Origin of the sequence: Stutzerimonas stutzeri RCH2, assembly GCF_000327065.1 — a bacterium.
GTDB classification, from domain to species: domain Bacteria; phylum Pseudomonadota; class Gammaproteobacteria; order Pseudomonadales; family Pseudomonadaceae; genus Stutzerimonas; species Stutzerimonas stutzeri_AE.
On record NC_019936.1, the window covers coordinates 442,218 to 457,922 of the forward strand.

The 15,705-nt window shown below is 63.4% G+C and carries 13 protein-coding genes and 1 pseudogene; 10 read left to right on the forward strand and 4 right to left on the reverse strand.

Going from position 1 to position 15,705, the window contains the following annotated elements; translation table 11 throughout:
* Nucleotides 1–20: 20 nt before the first annotated feature.
* Complete coding sequence (locus PSEST_RS02015) at nucleotides 21–1,064, reverse strand: NAD(P)H-dependent flavin oxidoreductase (protein ID WP_015275411.1); 1,044 nt, start codon at nucleotides 1,062–1,064, stop codon at nucleotides 21–23.
* Between the two features lie 135 nt (nucleotides 1,065–1,199).
* Here PSEST_RS02015 and PSEST_RS02020 point away from each other — a divergent pair, with 135 nt between their 5' ends.
* Nucleotides 1,200–2,048 (forward strand): 23S rRNA (adenine(2030)-N(6))-methyltransferase RlmJ, encoded by an 849-nt coding sequence (locus PSEST_RS02020; protein WP_015275412.1) that lies wholly within the window; start codon nucleotides 1,200–1,202, stop codon nucleotides 2,046–2,048.
* Nucleotides 2,049–2,537: 489 nt separating this feature from the next.
* On the opposite strand, the gene PSEST_RS02025 is transcribed toward PSEST_RS02020, so the two are convergent.
* Both PSEST_RS02025 and PSEST_RS02030 read right to left on the reverse strand, forming a co-directional pair.
* Entirely contained in the window at nucleotides 2,538–3,512 is a 975-nt protein-coding gene (locus PSEST_RS02025; protein WP_015275413.1) for a serine/threonine protein kinase, read from the reverse strand.
* 71 nt (nucleotides 3,513–3,583) lie between these two features.
* The gene (locus tag PSEST_RS02030; RefSeq protein WP_015275414.1) at nucleotides 3,584–4,288 is read right to left on the reverse strand and encodes a ComF family protein; all 705 of its coding nucleotides are present in this window, start codon (nucleotides 4,286–4,288) and stop codon (nucleotides 3,584–3,586) included.
* Nucleotides 4,289–4,381: 93 nt separating this feature from the next.
* Here PSEST_RS02030 and bioB point away from each other — a divergent pair, with 93 nt between their 5' ends.
* From bioB to PSEST_RS02075, 9 genes are all read left to right on the forward strand, one after another.
* On the forward strand, nucleotides 4,382–5,437 hold the full coding sequence (gene bioB, locus PSEST_RS02035) for a biotin synthase BioB (RefSeq protein ID WP_015275415.1): 1,056 nt from the start codon (nucleotides 4,382–4,384) through the stop codon (nucleotides 5,435–5,437).
* A gap of 107 nt (nucleotides 5,438–5,544) precedes the next feature.
* On the forward strand, nucleotides 5,545–6,723 hold the full coding sequence (gene bioF, locus PSEST_RS02040) for an 8-amino-7-oxononanoate synthase (protein ID WP_015275416.1): 1,179 nt from the start codon (nucleotides 5,545–5,547) through the stop codon (nucleotides 6,721–6,723).
* Nucleotides 6,716–7,441, forward strand: coding sequence for an alpha/beta fold hydrolase (locus PSEST_RS02045; RefSeq protein ID WP_015275417.1), 726 nt, complete (start codon nucleotides 6,716–6,718; stop codon nucleotides 7,439–7,441). Before bioF ends, PSEST_RS02045 begins: the two co-directional genes overlap by 8 nt.
* Nucleotides 7,434–8,228, forward strand: coding sequence for a malonyl-ACP O-methyltransferase BioC (gene bioC / locus PSEST_RS02050; protein WP_015275418.1), 795 nt, complete (start codon nucleotides 7,434–7,436; stop codon nucleotides 8,226–8,228). Before PSEST_RS02045 ends, bioC begins: the two co-directional genes overlap by 8 nt.
* 1 nt (nucleotide 8,229) lies before the next feature.
* The gene (gene bioD / locus PSEST_RS02055; protein ID WP_015275419.1) at nucleotides 8,230–8,916 is read left to right on the forward strand and encodes a dethiobiotin synthase; all 687 of its coding nucleotides are present in this window, start codon (nucleotides 8,230–8,232) and stop codon (nucleotides 8,914–8,916) included.
* Between the two features lie 85 nt (nucleotides 8,917–9,001).
* On the forward strand, nucleotides 9,002–9,250 hold the full coding sequence (locus tag PSEST_RS02060; RefSeq protein WP_015275420.1) for a hypothetical protein: 249 nt from the start codon (nucleotides 9,002–9,004) through the stop codon (nucleotides 9,248–9,250).
* Between the two features lie 360 nt (nucleotides 9,251–9,610).
* On the forward strand, nucleotides 9,611–11,416 hold the full coding sequence (locus PSEST_RS02065) for a phenylacyl-CoA dehydrogenase (RefSeq protein ID WP_015275421.1): 1,806 nt from the start codon (nucleotides 9,611–9,613) through the stop codon (nucleotides 11,414–11,416).
* A 149-nt stretch (nucleotides 11,417–11,565) separates the two neighbouring features.
* Nucleotides 11,566–12,855, forward strand: coding sequence for a sensor domain-containing diguanylate cyclase (locus PSEST_RS02070; protein WP_015275422.1), 1,290 nt, complete (start codon nucleotides 11,566–11,568; stop codon nucleotides 12,853–12,855).
* A gap of 137 nt (nucleotides 12,856–12,992) precedes the next feature.
* On the forward strand, nucleotides 12,993–14,771 hold the full coding sequence (locus PSEST_RS02075; RefSeq protein ID WP_015275423.1) for an acyl-CoA dehydrogenase C-terminal domain-containing protein: 1,779 nt from the start codon (nucleotides 12,993–12,995) through the stop codon (nucleotides 14,769–14,771).
* A gap of 414 nt (nucleotides 14,772–15,185) precedes the next feature.
* On the opposite strand, the pseudogene PSEST_RS02080 reads toward PSEST_RS02075, so the two are convergent.
* Nucleotides 15,186–15,449: pseudogene (locus tag PSEST_RS02080) on the reverse strand (peptide-methionine (S)-S-oxide reductase); the annotation flags it as partial.
* Nucleotides 15,450–15,705 lie beyond the last annotated feature (256 nt).

Here is a 15,705-nt window from a genome sequence, read left to right on the forward strand (position 1 = left end):
GCGACGGAGTGCGTAATGACTCAGGCCCGCCAGCCGCCGGCAAGTTCACGGGTCAGCTGGCCGGCGGGGATCTCCCGGCAGCCGCTGGCGTTCTGCCCGGCCCACAGCGGCGTGCAGTGATCCAGGCCCTGCTTCTCGGTCTGGGCGCGCAGCGCGCCGATGGCGTTGCCGGCCAGCGGGAAGGGCGGCACGCCTTCGGGCAGCGGACCCAGCTCACGCATGATGCGGTTGACGATGCCGCGTGCCGGGCGGCCACTGAACAGGGTGGTCAGCGCGGTATGCGCCGCCTGCGGGCTCTTCAGCGCGGCGCGATGCAGCGCATTGGTGCGGCTTTCCGGACACAACAGGTAGGCGGTGCCTAGTTGTACGCCAGCCGCACCGAGGGTCTGTGCCGCAGCCACTCCACGTGCATCGGCAATGCCGCCAGCGGCGACCACCGGCACGTCCAGCGCGGCAACCAGTTGTGGCAGCAGGGCAAAGGTGCCGAGCTGGGTGGTCAGATCCTCGCTGAGAAAGATGCCGCGGTGGCCGCCGGCTTCCAGGCCCTGGGCAATCACCAGATCGACGCCGTGCTGCTGCAGCCAGAGGCCTTCGGCAACGGTGGTCGCGCTGGAGGCAATCTTCGCCCCGGTGGCGCGGGCACGCTGCAGCAGATCGGGCGCCGGCAAGCCGAAGTGGAAGCTGACCAGCGCCGGCCTGTGCCGCTCCAGCACCTCGGCCATCGCCGCATCGAACGGTTGGCGGGTGGCGCCGGTGGCAATGCTCGCCGGGTCGATGTCGAATTCGGCGAACATGGGTGCGAGCATCCGATGCCAGGTGTTGAAGGCCGTCGGGTCGGCGGGCGGCGTCTGGTGGCAGAAGAAGTTGACGTTGTAGGGACGGTCGGTCAGTGCCTCGATGGCGGTCAGCTCGGCGTCCAGCGCCTCGGCGTTGAGCATGCCGGCCGGGATCGAACCCAGCCCGCCGGCCTCGCAGACCGCGGCGGCCAGCAGGTGATTCTGCGCACCGGCCATGGGTGCCTGAATGATGGGGTGCTCGATGCCGAAAAGATCACGCAGGTCCATGAGGTCAGCTCCGTTCAGTCGTCGTGGGCCGCCACTGTAGCCCTAGTCAGTGGCCGGGGAAAACGACGCTGGTCATGCCGGACCTGCGCGGCGCAAGGCGGACGGGTAAACTGCGCGGCTCTCGAGGAGGATCAGATGAACTACCGCCACGCGTTCCATGCCGGCAACCACGCCGATGTGCTCAAACACCTGGTGTTGAGCCGGATATTCGCCCTGCTGTCGCGCAAGGAGGCGCCGTTCGCCTACCTCGACAGCCACGCCGGTGTCGGTCTCTACGACCTGGCGGGCGACCAGGCCAGCCGTACCGGCGAGTGGCTGCAGGGCATCGCGCGCATCTGGCAGGCCGAGGCGCAGCCGGCGCTGCTCGATGACTACCTCGGCGTAATTCGTGAGTTGAATCCAGATGGGGCGTTGCGCTACTACCCGGGCTCGCCGGAGCTGGCGCGGCAGCTGACCCGCGAGCAGGATCGCCTGCAGCTCAACGAGAAGCATCCCGAGGATGGCGCCCTGCTCAAGGACAACATGGCCGGCGACCGCCGTGTGGCGGTGCACCGCGGCGAGGGCTGGTTCGTGCCGCGGGCGCTGATGCCGACGCAGGAAAAGCGCGTGGTGCTGTTGATCGACCCGCCGTTCGAGCAGGCCGACGAGCTGAGCCGCTGTGTGACGGCAATTAAGGAAGCGCTCGGCCGCATGCGCCAGACCATCGGCGTGATCTGGTATCCGATCAAGGACGAGCGCCAGCTCAAGCGCTTCTATCAGGATCTGGCGCGCAGCGGTGCGCCGAAACTGCTGCGTGCCGAACTGTTCGTTCACCCCGCCGACGACTCCAGCCGCCTGAGCGGTTCGGGCCTGGCCATCGTCAACCCGCCGTGGGGGCTGGAGGAAGAGCTGCGCGAGCTGTTGCCCTGGCTGGCCGAGCAGCTGGCGCAGAGCCAGGGCAGCTGGCGCCTGGACTGGCTGATTGAAGAGGGTAAAGCCGAGTAAGGCGCTGGAGGCTGGACGAGGCCTGTAGGGTGGATGTCGCTTTTTACATCCACCGGGGCGCTGTCTTGGTGGATCGATGAAGCGCGATCCACCCTACGGATTCGCGACGGTTCGGGGCGCTGGAGCACGCCCTGCGCCAGGGCGGCACTTGGGTGGCGTGGCGATGGGTGGCTTCAATTCGTAGGGTGGATGTCGCTTTTTACATCCACCGGGGCGCTGTCTTGGTGGATCGATGAAGCGCGATCCACCCTACGGATTCGCGACGGTTCGGGGCGCTGGAGCACGCCCTGCGCCAGGGCGGCACTTGGGTGGCGTGGCGATGGGTGGCTTCAATTCGTAGGGTGGATGTCGCTTTTTACATCCACCGGGGCGCTGCGTTGGTGGATCGGTGAAGCGTGATCCACCCTACGGTTCTGCGCCATCGTGCGCGTTCTCGTCAGTCAGTTACATGATCCCGAAAGGCGACTCGCTGGCCTCCAGCTTCCAGCCCTAGAACAGCTTCAGCGGCTCTTCCTGCAGCGCTGAAATCTGTTCGCGCAGGATCAGCACCTGGTCGCCCCAGTAACGTTCGCTGCCGAACCAGGGGAAGCTCATCGGAAAGGCCGGATCGTCCCAGCGGCGGGCGAGCCAGGCGCTGTAGTGCATCAGCCGCAGGGCCCGCAATGCCTCGATCAGCGGCAACTCGCGAGGGGCGAAATCATGGAATTCGTTGTAGCCGTCAACCAGTTCGGCCAGCTGGCCGAGCCGCTCGTGGCGTTCGCCGGCGAGCATCATCCACAGGTCCTGCACCGACGGGCCCATGCGGCAGTCGTCGAGATCGACCAGATGAAAGGCATCGTCGCGGGCGAGGATGTTGCCTGGGTGGCAATCGCCATGCAGGCGGATCGGGGTGAAGTCCGTGCTGGCGAACACATCCTCGACCCGCTTGAGCAGATCGCGCGCCACCGACTCATAGGCCGGCAGCAGGCTTTTGGGCACGAAGCCGCCTTCCAGCAGGGTATTCAGCGAGGCATGACCGAAGTTCTGCACGCCCAGGGTTTCCCGGTGCTCGAACGGGCGGTTGGTGCCGACCGCATGCATGCGCCCCAACAGCTGGCCGAGGCGATAGAGCTGGTCGAGATTGCCCGGCTCCGGCGCACGACCGCCGCGGCGTGGAAAGAGCGCGAAGCGGAAGCCGGCGTGCTCGAACAGGGTCGTGCCGTTGCGCTGCAGCGGCGCCACCACCGGCACTTCATGTTCGGCCAGCTCCTGACTGAACTGGTGCTCCTCGAGAATCGCCTCGTTGCTCCAGCGGCCAGGGCGATAGAACTTGGCGATCAGCGGCGTTTCGTCTTCGATGCCCACCTGATAGACGCGGTTCTCGTAGCTGTTGAGCGCCAGCACGCGGGCATCGCTGAGATAACCGATGCTTTCCACAGCGTCGAGGACCAGGTCCGGCGTGAGTGTATCGAAGGGATGAGACATGACCGGCTCCGCAGGATAGACCGTTCAGTGTATTGCACCCGGGCTTTTAAACAACCGCGCGTCCGCCGCGATCAGTCGCCTGGCTTGGGCGTGCGTGCCAGGCAATAGACGTCCACTCGCACAGCACCCGCACGCTTGAGCAGGCCCGCCAGTGCCTCGGCGGTCGCGCCGGTGGTCAGCACGTCGTCGATCAACGCCAGATGGCGGCCCGTGATGTCGTTGCCCGGCGCCAGGCAAAACGCCTGGCGCAGATTGCGCCGTCGCGTGGCGGCGTCCAGTTGCTGTTGCGGAGGCGTATCGACGACGCGTTCCAGCAGGCGCTCACCGACCGGCAGTTTCAGCGCGCTGCCCAGCCACTGCGCGAGCATTTGCGCCTGATTGAAGCCGCGCTGGCGCAGGCGACGGCGGGCCAGCGGCACCGGCACGAGGAGATCAGGCTGCGGCAGCCCGTCGGTGAACGCGTGCTGCAGATGCAGCCCCAGTCGCTCGCCAAGCAATCGCCCAAACGGCCAGCGCGCCTGATGCTTGAAGCGGGTAATCAGCGCATCCACGGGAAAGGCGAAGCGCCAGGGCACTTCAACGTGATCGTAGCTGGGCGGCCGCTTCTGACATTCGCCGCAGATCAGCCCATGGGTCGGCAGCGGAACGGCGCAGACCGCGCACTGGCCATCGAGCCAGGGCAGCTCCGCTTCACACGGAATACACAGTGGATGGCCTTCGCAAGGCTCATCGCACAGCAAACAGAATTGTTTATTAATTGACCACTTGTAAACCATGATTCCATTCCTGGTTGACAGCGTATCGGGCTTGGCTAACCATTCCGCATCCGTGCCAGGCCGCCGAGCCGCTATTAATTACAAGGAATGCCCATGAGCGCCACCTCCGCTTCCGTAACGCGTCACGATTGGACCCTTGCCGAGGTCAAGGCGCTCTTCGAGCAACCCTTCAACGATCTGCTGTTCCAAGCGCAGACCGTGCACCGCCAGCATTTCGATGCCAACCGCGTGCAGGTCTCCACGCTGCTGTCGATCAAGACCGGCGCCTGCCCGGAAGACTGCAAGTACTGCCCGCAGTCCGGCCACTACAACACCGGCCTGGATAAAGAAAAGCTGATGGAAGTGCAGAAGGTGCTGGAGGCGGCGGCCGAAGCCAAGGCCATCGGCTCGACCCGTTTCTGCATGGGCGCGGCTTGGAAGCATCCGTCGGCCAAGGACATGCCCTACGTGCTGAAGATGGTCGAGGGTGTCAAGGCGATGGGCCTGGAAACCTGCATGACCCTTGGCAAGCTCGATCAGGAGCAGACCAAGGCGCTGGCGGCGGCGGGGCTGGATTACTACAACCACAACCTCGATACCTCGCCGGAGTACTACGGCAACATCATTACCACCCGCACCTACGGCGAGCGTCTGGAAACGCTGAGCTACGTGCGCGAGGCGGGCATGAAGATCTGCTCCGGCGGCATCCTCGGCATGGGCGAATCGCTGGACGATCGCGCCGGCCTGCTGATCCAGCTGGCCAACCTGCCGGAGCACCCGGAATCGGTGCCGATCAACATGCTGGTCAAGGTCAAGGGCACGCCGCTGGCCGAAGAGCAGGACGTCGATCCGTTCGACTTCATCCGCATGCTCGCCGTCGCGCGGATCATGATGCCGAAATCCCATGTGCGCCTGTCCGCCGGACGCGAGCAGATGAACGAGCAGATGCAGGCGCTGGCCTTCTTCGCCGGCGCCAACTCGATCTTCTACGGCGAAAAGCTGCTGACCACCGCCAACCCGCAAGCGGACAAGGACATGCAGCTGTTCGCGCGCCTGGGTATCAAGCCGGAAGAGCGCCACGAGCACGCCGACGAAGTGCATCAGGCGGCCATCGAGCAGGCATTGATCGAGCAGCGCGACAGCAAGCTGTTCTATAACGCGGCGGTCTGATGGCCCGTGCGCTGGATGGCTAAAGTGTCATCCATGCGCCAGCCCAACCCTTTCGTAGGGTGGATATCCCGCGTGCGGTTATCCACCTCTTGCCACGCCGAATAGCCATGACCTTCGATCTCGCCTCCCGTCTTGCCGAGCGCCGCGCCGCGCATCTCTATCGCCAACGCCCGCTGCTGGAGACGCCGCAGCAGCCGGAGGTGATGGTCGATGGCGAGCGCCTGTTGGCATTCTGCTCCAACGACTACCTGGGCCTGGCCAGCCATCCCGAGGTGATCGCAGCCATGCAGCAGGGCGCCGCGAAGTGGGGCGTGGGCGGTGGCGCCTCGCATCTGGTGATCGGCCACAGCACGCCGCATCACCAGTTGGAGGAGGCGCTCGCCGACTTCACCGGCCGCCCGCGCGCGCTGCTGTTTTCCACCGGCTATATGGCGAATCTGGCCGCGGTGACGGCGTTGGTCGGGCAGGGCGATACGGTGCTGGAGGATCGTCTCAATCACGCTTCCCTGCTCGATGCCGGACTGCTCTCCGGCGCGCGCTTCTCGCGCTACCTGCACAACGACGCCGAAATTCTCGCCAAGCGCCTGGACAAGGCCGGCGGCAATACCCTGGTGGTGACCGATGGCGTATTCAGCATGGACGGTGATCTTGCCGACCTGCCGGCGATCTGCGCCACAGCGAAGCCGCGCGGCGCCTGGGTGATGGTCGACGATGCCCATGGCTTCGGCCCGCTGGGCGCAACGGGCGGCGGCATCGTCGAGCAGTTCGGCCTGGGCATCGATGACGTGCCGGTGCTGGTCGGCACGCTGGGCAAGGCCTTCGGCACCGCGGGTGCTTTCGTCGCCGGCAGCGAGGAGTTGATCGAAACGCTGATCCAGTTCGCCCGGCCCTACATCTACACCACCAGCCAGCCGCCGGCGGTAGCCTGTGCCACACTCAAAAGCCTGGAGCTGCTGAGTAGTGAAGGCTGGCGTCGAGAGCATCTGAACCGGCTGGTCGCGCGTTTCCGCGAGGGCGCGCAGCAGATCGGGCTGACGCTGATGGACAGCCCGACGCCGATCCAGCCGGTGCTGGTGGGCAGCAGCGAACGGGCGTTAAGGCTGTCGGCATTGCTGCGCGAACGCGGCATCCTGGTCGGCGCCATTCGCCCGCCGACCGTTCCGGCCGGCAGCGCACGGTTGCGGATCACCTTCACCGCAAGCCATAGCGATGCGCAGCTCGAGCGCCTGTTGGAGGCGCTGGCCGAGTGCTGGGCCTTGTTGCCCAAGGAGAGCGACGATGCGTGATCGACTGATTCTTCTGCCAGGCTGGGCGTTTGGCCCGGCTGCCCTGGAGCCTCTGGCCGAGCTGTTGCGTGATCGTGAGCCGCGGCTGCAGGTCGACATTGTCCCGCTGCCAGCGCTGGAACGACCAGAAGCCTGGCTCGACGAATTGGATGCACGGCTGCCTCTCGACAGCTGGATAGCGGGCTGGTCCTTGGGCGGGATGCTGGCGACCCAGCTGGCAGCACGCCGTGGCGACAACTGCCCTGGGCTGATCACTATCTGCAGCAATCCCTGCTTCCGCAGCCGCGACGACTGGCCGACGGCGATGCCCGCGGAAGTCTTCGATGCCTTCGATGCGGCATTCCAATTGGGGCCGGAGGACACGCTCAAGCGCTTCAGTTTGCTCTGCAGTCGCGGTGCTTACGATCCGCGCACGCTTGCGCGGCAGTTGCAGGTCAGCCTGCTCGATCAGTCCACGGCCGTCGCGGCGGCCGGTTTGCGCCTGCTTGCCGAGCTGGACGGGCGCGAGTCACTGCAGCGTTACGTTGGGCCGCAGCTGCATCTGTTCGCGGGCAGCGATGCATTGGTCCCTGCGGCTGCCGCCGAGGCGCTGCTGGCCTGCCTGCCGGATGTGGAAGTCGATGTGTTGGCCAACGCCAGCCATGGGTTGCCGCTGGAGCGGGCCGACGACGTGGCGACGGCCATGCTGGCGTTCATGGGTGAGGGCGAGGATGACTGACGCCGCCCTGTTGCCGGACAAGCGTCAGGTCGCCGCGTCCTTTTCCCGTGCCGCGGCGACCTACGACAGTGTGGCTGCCCTGCAGCGGCAGGTGGGCAACCAGCTGCTGGCGCGTCTGCCGGCCGGTGCACAGCCGCTGAGCTGGATTGATCTCGGCAGCGGTACCGGCTTCTTCTCGCGCGCACTGGCGGCCAATTTTCCACGAGCTGAAGGGATTGCGCTGGATATCGCCGAGGGCATGCTGCGTCATGCCCGGCCGCAGGGCGGTGCGCTGCACTTCGTGGCGGGCGATGCGGAGCGCCTGCCGTTGCGTGATGGCAGCGTCGATCTGATCTATTCCAGCCTGGCCCTGCAATGGTGCGAGGACTTCGCCAGCGTACTGCGTGAAGCGCGGCGGGTCTTGCGCTCTGGAGGCACCTTGGCCTTCAGCAGCCTTTGCACTGGCACCCTGCAGGAACTGCGCGACGCCTGGCAGGCGGTGGACGGCTTTGCTCACGTCAACCGTTTCCGCTCGCTGGCCACCTATCAGGCGCTATGCCGGGACAGCGGTCTGGCCATGGTGAGCTTGGACGTGCGGCCGGAGGTTTTGCATTTCCCTGATCTGCGCCAGCTGACCGGTGAACTCAAGGCGCTCGGCGCACACAACCTCAACCCCGGACGCCCCGGCGGGCTGACCGGGCGTGCACGCATTCGTGCACTGATCGACGCCTACGAAGGTTTCCGTCAGCCCGCGGGCCTGCCGGCCACCTATCAGGTGGTCTATGGCGTTCTGCGCAAGGACTCATGAGATGGCCCGCTCTTTCTTCATCGCCGGTACCGATACCGACGTCGGCAAGACCACCATCGCCACTGGCTTGCTGCATGTGGCTCGATCGGCGGGGCTTTCTACCGCAGCGGTAAAGCCGGTCGCCTCTGGCTGCGAGCTGACCGGGCATGGCCTGCGCAACAGCGATGCGCTGGCGTTGATGGCCGAATGCAACCCGGCGCTGGAATACGCGACGGTCAACCCGTTCGCCTTTGCCCCGGCCATCGCCCCGCATATCGCCGCCCGAGAAGCCGGCATCGAGCTGAGCGCCGAGCGACTGGCCGATGCCGTGGAGTCGGTGCTGAACTGTCGCGCGGATTTCACTCTGGTAGAGGGCGCCGGCGGTTGGCGTGTGCCTCTGAGCGGGCAGCAATACCTGTCGGCGCTGCCTGTTCTCTTGGGGTTGCCGGTGATCCTGGTCGTGGGAGTCCGCTTGGGATGCATCAATCATGCGGTGCTAAGTGCCGAGGCCATTGCGCGTGACGGTCTGACGCTGGCGGGCTGGGTGGCGAATATCGTCGACCCGGCGACGTCGCGCCTGGAGGAGAATCTCGCCACGCTCGAGCAGCTGCTTCCGGCGCCTTGCCTGGGGCGGGTGCCGCGTCTTGCCCGCGCGGACGCACAGCAGGTTGCGCAGCATCTGACGCTGGCGCCGCTGCAACTGGCGTGACGGTGACTCTCGCGGCGGTCAGCGCCTTGCGATGTCCAACAGCATCTGCTTGAATGCTGGCAACCTGACAGCGCGTGGAGCCGCCATGCAGATCACCAGTAATCTTCTCGGTGCCGGACTGAGCACCTATCAGGGCGGCCAGCAACGCGTCGAGCAGGCCGCTTCGGCCATCGCCTCTGCTACCGCGCCGGTGCTCGGCAACTCTCAGGCCGTCAGCGAGATCACCGAGCAGCTGATTCAGTTGAAAGTCGGTGAGCACAGCGCCAAGCTCGGCGCCCGCATGATCCAGAGCGCCGATGAGGTGCTGGGTACGCTGATCGACACTCAGGCCTGATCGCCAGGCCTGGATCCACACTTTCGCGCGCCCCTGTCGCCGCTCCTCCGCGCTCGCCAATCGATCCGTTCCGTCCCGCTCCATTGCGTCGCGCCCGCCTGTCACATTTGCAACAGCTCGTTTCACCATCCTTCGCTCGGCCACCCAGTGTTCCGCTCAGGTGCTACACCTGACAGCCGGAGCGATGGCTTCTGGCTATGCAATACAGGCATGTTCCGTCGCTTGACATTGCACAGGTCGAAACGTATGTTTCAAACGCCTGTTTGACCTGCCGGGGCGATGCCGGATGGTCCAATTCATAATCAAGCGTGGCTGATCATCAGTCACCTGAACCAAGAACCTACCGCTGAGGTTTACGCTATGCCTGACTACAAGGCCCCCTTGCGCGATATCCGCTTTGTACGTGACGAACTGCTCGGCTACGAAGCGCACTATCAGAGCCTTCCGGGTTGTGAAGACGCCACCCCGGACATGGTCAGCGCCATTCTCGAAGAAGGCGCCAAGTTCTGTGAGCAGGTCATCGCCCCTCTGAACCGTGTGGGTGACGTTGAAGGCTGTACCTGGAGCGAAAGCGGCGTGAAGACGCCCGCTGGCTTCAAAGAGGCCTACCAGCAGTTCGTCGAGGGCGGCTGGCCGAGCCTGGCCCATGACGTCGAGCACGGCGGCCAGGGCCTGCCGGAGTCGCTGGGCATGGCGATCAGCGAGATGATCGGCGAAGCCAACTGGTCCTGGGGCATGTACCCCGGCCTGTCCCATGGTGCGATGAATACCCTGCATGAGCACGGTACTCCTGAGCAGCAGCAGGCTTACCTGACCAGGCTGGTATCCGGCCAGTGGACCGGCACCATGTGCCTGACCGAACCGCATTGCGGTACCGACCTGGGCATGTTGCGCACCAAGGCCGAGCCTCAGGCCGATGGCACCTACAAGGTCTCCGGCACCAAGATCTTCATCTCCGCCGGTGAGCACGACATGGCCGAGAACATCGTCCATATCGTCCTTGCCCGTCTGCCCGATGCGCCGGAAGGTACCAAGGGGATTTCGCTGTTCATCGTGCCGAAGTTCCTGCCTAACGCCGAAGGCGAAGTGGGTGAGCGCAACGGCGTCTCCTGCGGTTCCATCGAGCACAAGATGGGTATCCACGGCAACGCTACCTGCGTGATGAACTTCGACGGCGCTACCGGTTTCCTGATCGGCCCGCCGAACAAGGGCCTCAACTGCATGTTCACCTTCATGAACACGGCCCGTCTGGGCACCGCTCTGCAGGGTCTGGCCCATGCCGAGATCGGCTTCCAGGGCGGTATCGCCTATGCCCGTGAGCGTCTGCAGATGCGTTCGCTGACCGGGCCGAAGGCGCCGGAAAAGGCCGCTGACCCGATCATCGTGCACCCCGACGTGCGCCGTATGCTGCTGACCATGAAGGCCTTCGCCGAAGGCAATCGCGCCATGCTCTACTTCGCTGCCAAGCAGGTCGACGTGATGCAGCGCAGTCAGGACGAAGAGCAGCGCAAGGCCGCTGACGCCATGCTGGCCTTCCTCACCCCGATCGCCAAGGCGTTCATGACTGAGGTCGGTTTCGAAGCGGCCAACCACGGCGTGCAGATATACGGTGGCCACGGCTTCATCGCCGAGTGGGGCATGGAGCAGAACGTGCGTGACAGCCGTATTTCCTGCTTGTACGAAGGCACTACCGGCATCCAGGCGCTGGACCTGTTGGGCCGCAAGGTGCTGATGACCCAGGGCGAGGCGCTCAAGGGCTTCACCAAGATCGTGCACAAGTTCTGTCAGGCCAACGAAGGCAACGACACCGTCAAGGAGTTCGTCGAGCCGCTGGCCAAGCTGAACAAGGAATGGGGCGAGCTGACCATGAAGGTCGGTATGGCCGCGATGAAGAACCGCGAGGAAGTTGGCGCTGCTTCGGTGGACTACCTGATGTACTCCGGCTATGCCTGCCTCGCCTACTTCTGGGCCGACATGGCGCGCGTCGCCGCCGAGAAGCTGGCCGCTGGCACCGAGGAAGAAGGTTTCTACAAGGCCAAGCTGCAGACTGCGCGTTTCTACTTCGCGCGTATCCTGCCGCGTACCCGCACTCACGTGGAAGCCATGCTGTCCGGCGCGGATAATCTGATGGACATGGCCGAAGCGGATTTCGCTCTTGGCTATTGATAGCGTAAGGCTGTAAACGAAGCCGCTGCTCTGCAGCGGCTTTTTTTTGATCAAAGATTGCGGTATTTGCGCATTCTTCAAGCCATTGGCTGCATGTTCGTGTGTGTAAAGGCACAATGCCTGCTTTCCTGTAGGTCGCCGGAGCCGCTGTGTCGCGTGCCGTCTCGCCTCGCTTCAATCACTTCGTAGCGCCGCTAGCCTTGCTGGTCGGTGGTGAGGTCATTGCGCGCCAGGTGTCGCTCAACGAGTTCTTCACTTCGCTTTATAACGTCCTGCCGACGGTACTGCTTTTGCTCGGTGGTGCGCTTTGCTTGATGTACGGCCGCATCCGGGAATGCTTTCTGCTGCTCTGCGTTTATCTCGTCTATTTCCTACTCGACACGCATGCTGACTATTACCGCGATCGTGGCAGTCTGTTGGATGACGCAGCCCTGACATTCCATCTGTGCAGCCTGCTGCTGCCATTGCTTTATGGCCTGTTTGGGGTGTGGCGCGAGCGCAGCCATCTCGCTCAGGAAGGATTGGCGCGTGCAGCGGTACTCTTCGCCGTCGGTATTGTGGCTCTGGCATTGGCGAGGCGATTTCCGGATGCGCTGCATGCCTGGCTGGTGGTGATTCGTTGGCCAGCCCTGCAGGCCGACTGGCTGCAACTGATCCAGTTGGCGTACCCGGCGTTTCTTGCCGCGCTGGTGTTATTGACGATGCAGTACCTGCGTCAGCCGAGGCCGTCCCATGCCGCTCAGATCGTCGGACTGGTCGGCGTGCTGCTGATGCTGCCGCAAACCTTCAGCCGCGGCGCGGCGTTGAATGTCCTGAGCAGCCACGTGTTGTTGATGCTGGTAGCGGCGATCGCCCATGAGGCCTATCTCATGGCCTTCCGTGACGAGCTGACCGGCTTGCCCGGGCGCCGCGCGTTGAACGAGAGGCTACAGCGTCTGGGTCGCCAGTACGTGCTGGCCATGGCGGATGTGGATCATTTCAAGCGCTTCAACGATACCTATGGCCACGACGTAGGCGATCAGGTTCTGAAAATGGTCGCCAGCCGACTGCGCAAGATAGGCGGTGGCGGGCGCGCCTATCGTTATGGCGGCGAGGAGTTCACCCTGGTGTTTTCTGGCCGTAGCGTCGAAGAGTGTCTGCCGCACCTCGAGGCGATACGTCAGTCCGTGGAGAGCTATGCGCTGCAGTTGCGCGACGCGAGCAGCCGCCCGAAGGACGACCGTCTGGGTCGCACGGCGCGGGGCAAGGTGTCGACGAGTCAGGTATCGGTGACCATCAGCATCGGTGTGGCCGAGCGCCAGGGCGAGCAACGCACCCCGGACGAGGTCATAAAGGCGGCCGACCAGGCGCTCTACGGCGCCAAGAAGGCCGGTCGCAACTGCGTGCGCGTACATGGCAGCGGGCGCGGCGCGGTACGTATGAACGGGCATTCGCGTTAGGTTTAAGGGGTTTTAATTGTGACCATGAAAAACTATCCGGTCACAAAAAGACGCTTAATCCTGACTTCGTTATTCGGTTAGACTCATTGGAAACGGCCTTCAGTGCCGCAACCCAGTGTCTTGCGAGGAACCTTGCCATGGCTGACTACCAAGCGCCGCTGCGCGACATGCGTTTTGTCCTGAATGAAGTCTTTGACGCGCCGAAGCTCTGGCAGGCGCTGCCAGCGCTCGCCGAGGTGGTCGACGCTGAAACTGCCGACGCCATCCTCGAGGAGGCGGGCAAGATCACCGCAAACAGCATCGCGCCATTGAATCGCAGCGGTGACGAAGAGGGCTGTCGATGGGATGCGGGCGCGGTGTCGACCCCCGCCGGTTACCGCGAGGCTTATCAGTTGTATGCCAAGGGCGGCTGGGTCGGCGTCGGTGGTGATCCGGCGTTTGGCGGCATGGGCATGCCCAAGGTCATTTCGGCCCAAGTCGAGGAGATGATGAACTCCGCCAGCCTGGCGTTTGGTCTGTATCCGATGCTGACCTCCGGTGCATGCCTGTCGATCTACGCGCATGCCAGCGAGGAACTGAAACAGAAATACTTGCCGAACATGTATGCCGGGGTCTGGTCCGGCTCCATGTGTCTGACCGAACCGCATGCCGGGACCGATCTGGGCATCATTCGCACCAAGGCCGAGCCCCAGGCAGATGGATCCTATAAGGTCAGCGGTACCAAGATCTTCATCACCGGCGGCGAGCACGACCTGACCGAGAACATCATCCATCTGGTGCTGGCCAAGCTGCCGGATGCGCCGGCCGGTTCCCGCGGGATCTCGTTGTTCCTGGTGCCCAAGGTAATGGTCAACGAAGACGGCTCGCTGGGCGAGCGCAATTCGCTGTCGTGCGGTTCCATCGAGCACAAGATGGGCATCCAGGCGTCGGCTACATGCGTGATGAACTTCGATGGCGCCGTCGGCTGGATGGTCGGCGAGCCGAACAAGGGCCTGGCGGCGATGTTCACCATGATGAACTACGAGCGCCTGGGCGTTGGCATCCAGGGTCTGGCAACCGGCGAGCGTTCCTATCAGAGCGCAATCGAGTACGCCCGCGATCGCATCCAGAGTCGCGCACCGACCGGACCTGTGGCTCAGGACAAGGCGGCCGATCCGATCATCGTGCATCCCGACGTGCGTCGTATGCTGCTGACCATGAAGGCTCTGAACGAGGGTGGCCGAGCATTCTCCAGCTACGTCGCGCTACAGCTCGACATTGCCAAGTTCAGCGATGATGACGAGGCACGTCAGCGCGCCGAGGCGCAGGTCGCACTGCTGACCCCCGTTGCCAAGGCCTTCCTCACGGATATGGGGTTGGAAACCACCGTACATGGTCAGCAGGTATTTGGCGGCCACGGCTTCATCCGCGAATGGGGGCAGGAGCAGCTGGTGCGCGATTGCCGTATTACCCAGATCTACGAAGGTACCAATGGCATCCAGGCGCTGGACCTGGTCGGCCGTAAGATCGTCGGCAGCGGCGGCACCATGTATCAGGCTTTTGTCGACGAGATCCGCGCCTTCATCGCCGATGCTGGTCCGGAGCTGACAGAGTTCGCCGAGCCGCTCAAGGCCGCCATGGACAACCTGGACGAGCTGACAGCTTGGGTCATCGATCAGGCCAAGGCTAATCCGAACGAGATCGGTGCCGCCTCGGTGGAATACCTGCATGTATTCGGCTACACCGCCTACGCCTACATGTGGGCGCGCATGGCTGCGGTCGCGGTTGCCAAGCGGGAGGAGGGCGACTTCTACCAGAGCAAGCTTGGTACCGCGCGCTTCTATTTCGCCCGGCTGCTTCCGAGGATCCATTCGCTGAGTGCTTCGGTTAAGGCTGGTAGCGAGTCGCTGTACCTGCTCGACGCGGCTCAATTCTGATCGCTGCGGCTTAATCTAAAGGCAATATGAAATTATTTGGCCATGATACGGAACGATTAAGCCGCCCCTTCGGTCATAAAAATCGCGCAATGTAAGCTTCGACTTACAGCTCTGCATCATGGATGACGCGATGTAGGAAAAGGCTTACAAGGCGTGATGCATAATGGCTACTACAGGTCCGCGAGGGCAGGCAGTAATCTACTGCATAGGGACGTGGCGCATGGAAAGCGCGAATCAACAATACGGACCACACAGGGAGCGGTGCCAGGACGGCGCGCGATCATGGATGTCAGGATTCAGTCTGCAGAGCCCCGCTTCGGCGGGGTTTTTCTTTTCTGCTTAGTCATCAGCGTCAATTCTGCGCGGTCAGGCTGACATTGACGGTGCGGACTTAACCCTTTCGCGTTCTTCGTATCAGTCCGGCATGCAGACGCCAGTGCCACCCAGCCCGCAATAGCCGCCCGGATTTTTTGCCAGATACTGCTGGTGGTAAGCCTCCGCATAGTAGAACGGCGGTGCGTCGGCTATCTCGGTGGTGATTGCCGGAAAGCCAGCATTGCTCAGACGCTGCTGAAAGCGCTCCCGACTGCTCTCCGCCTCGCTGCGCTGTTGCGCATCCGTGCAATAGATCGCCGAGCGGTACTGGCTGCCGATATCGTTGCCTTGGCGCATCCCCTGTTAGTATGACTTGGCCTGGCAGCTATCTATGTAAACTGATATCACCGCCAGCCTAGCTTCTACGAATGGTCTGAGAAGATCCTTTCTCGAAATATGCAGCCCAGCAACCATGAGTGTTGCAGATTAGCTATTTCGCGATACCGAGGCGTATTCGGCGTTTCCGCAAAGTTCCGAAGTTTTGTTTCTTAAAAAATTGAGTAACTGGATTTAGCCGTTCCGGGCTTATCTTTGTTTTGTACTGGCTTTGCGACAGGTC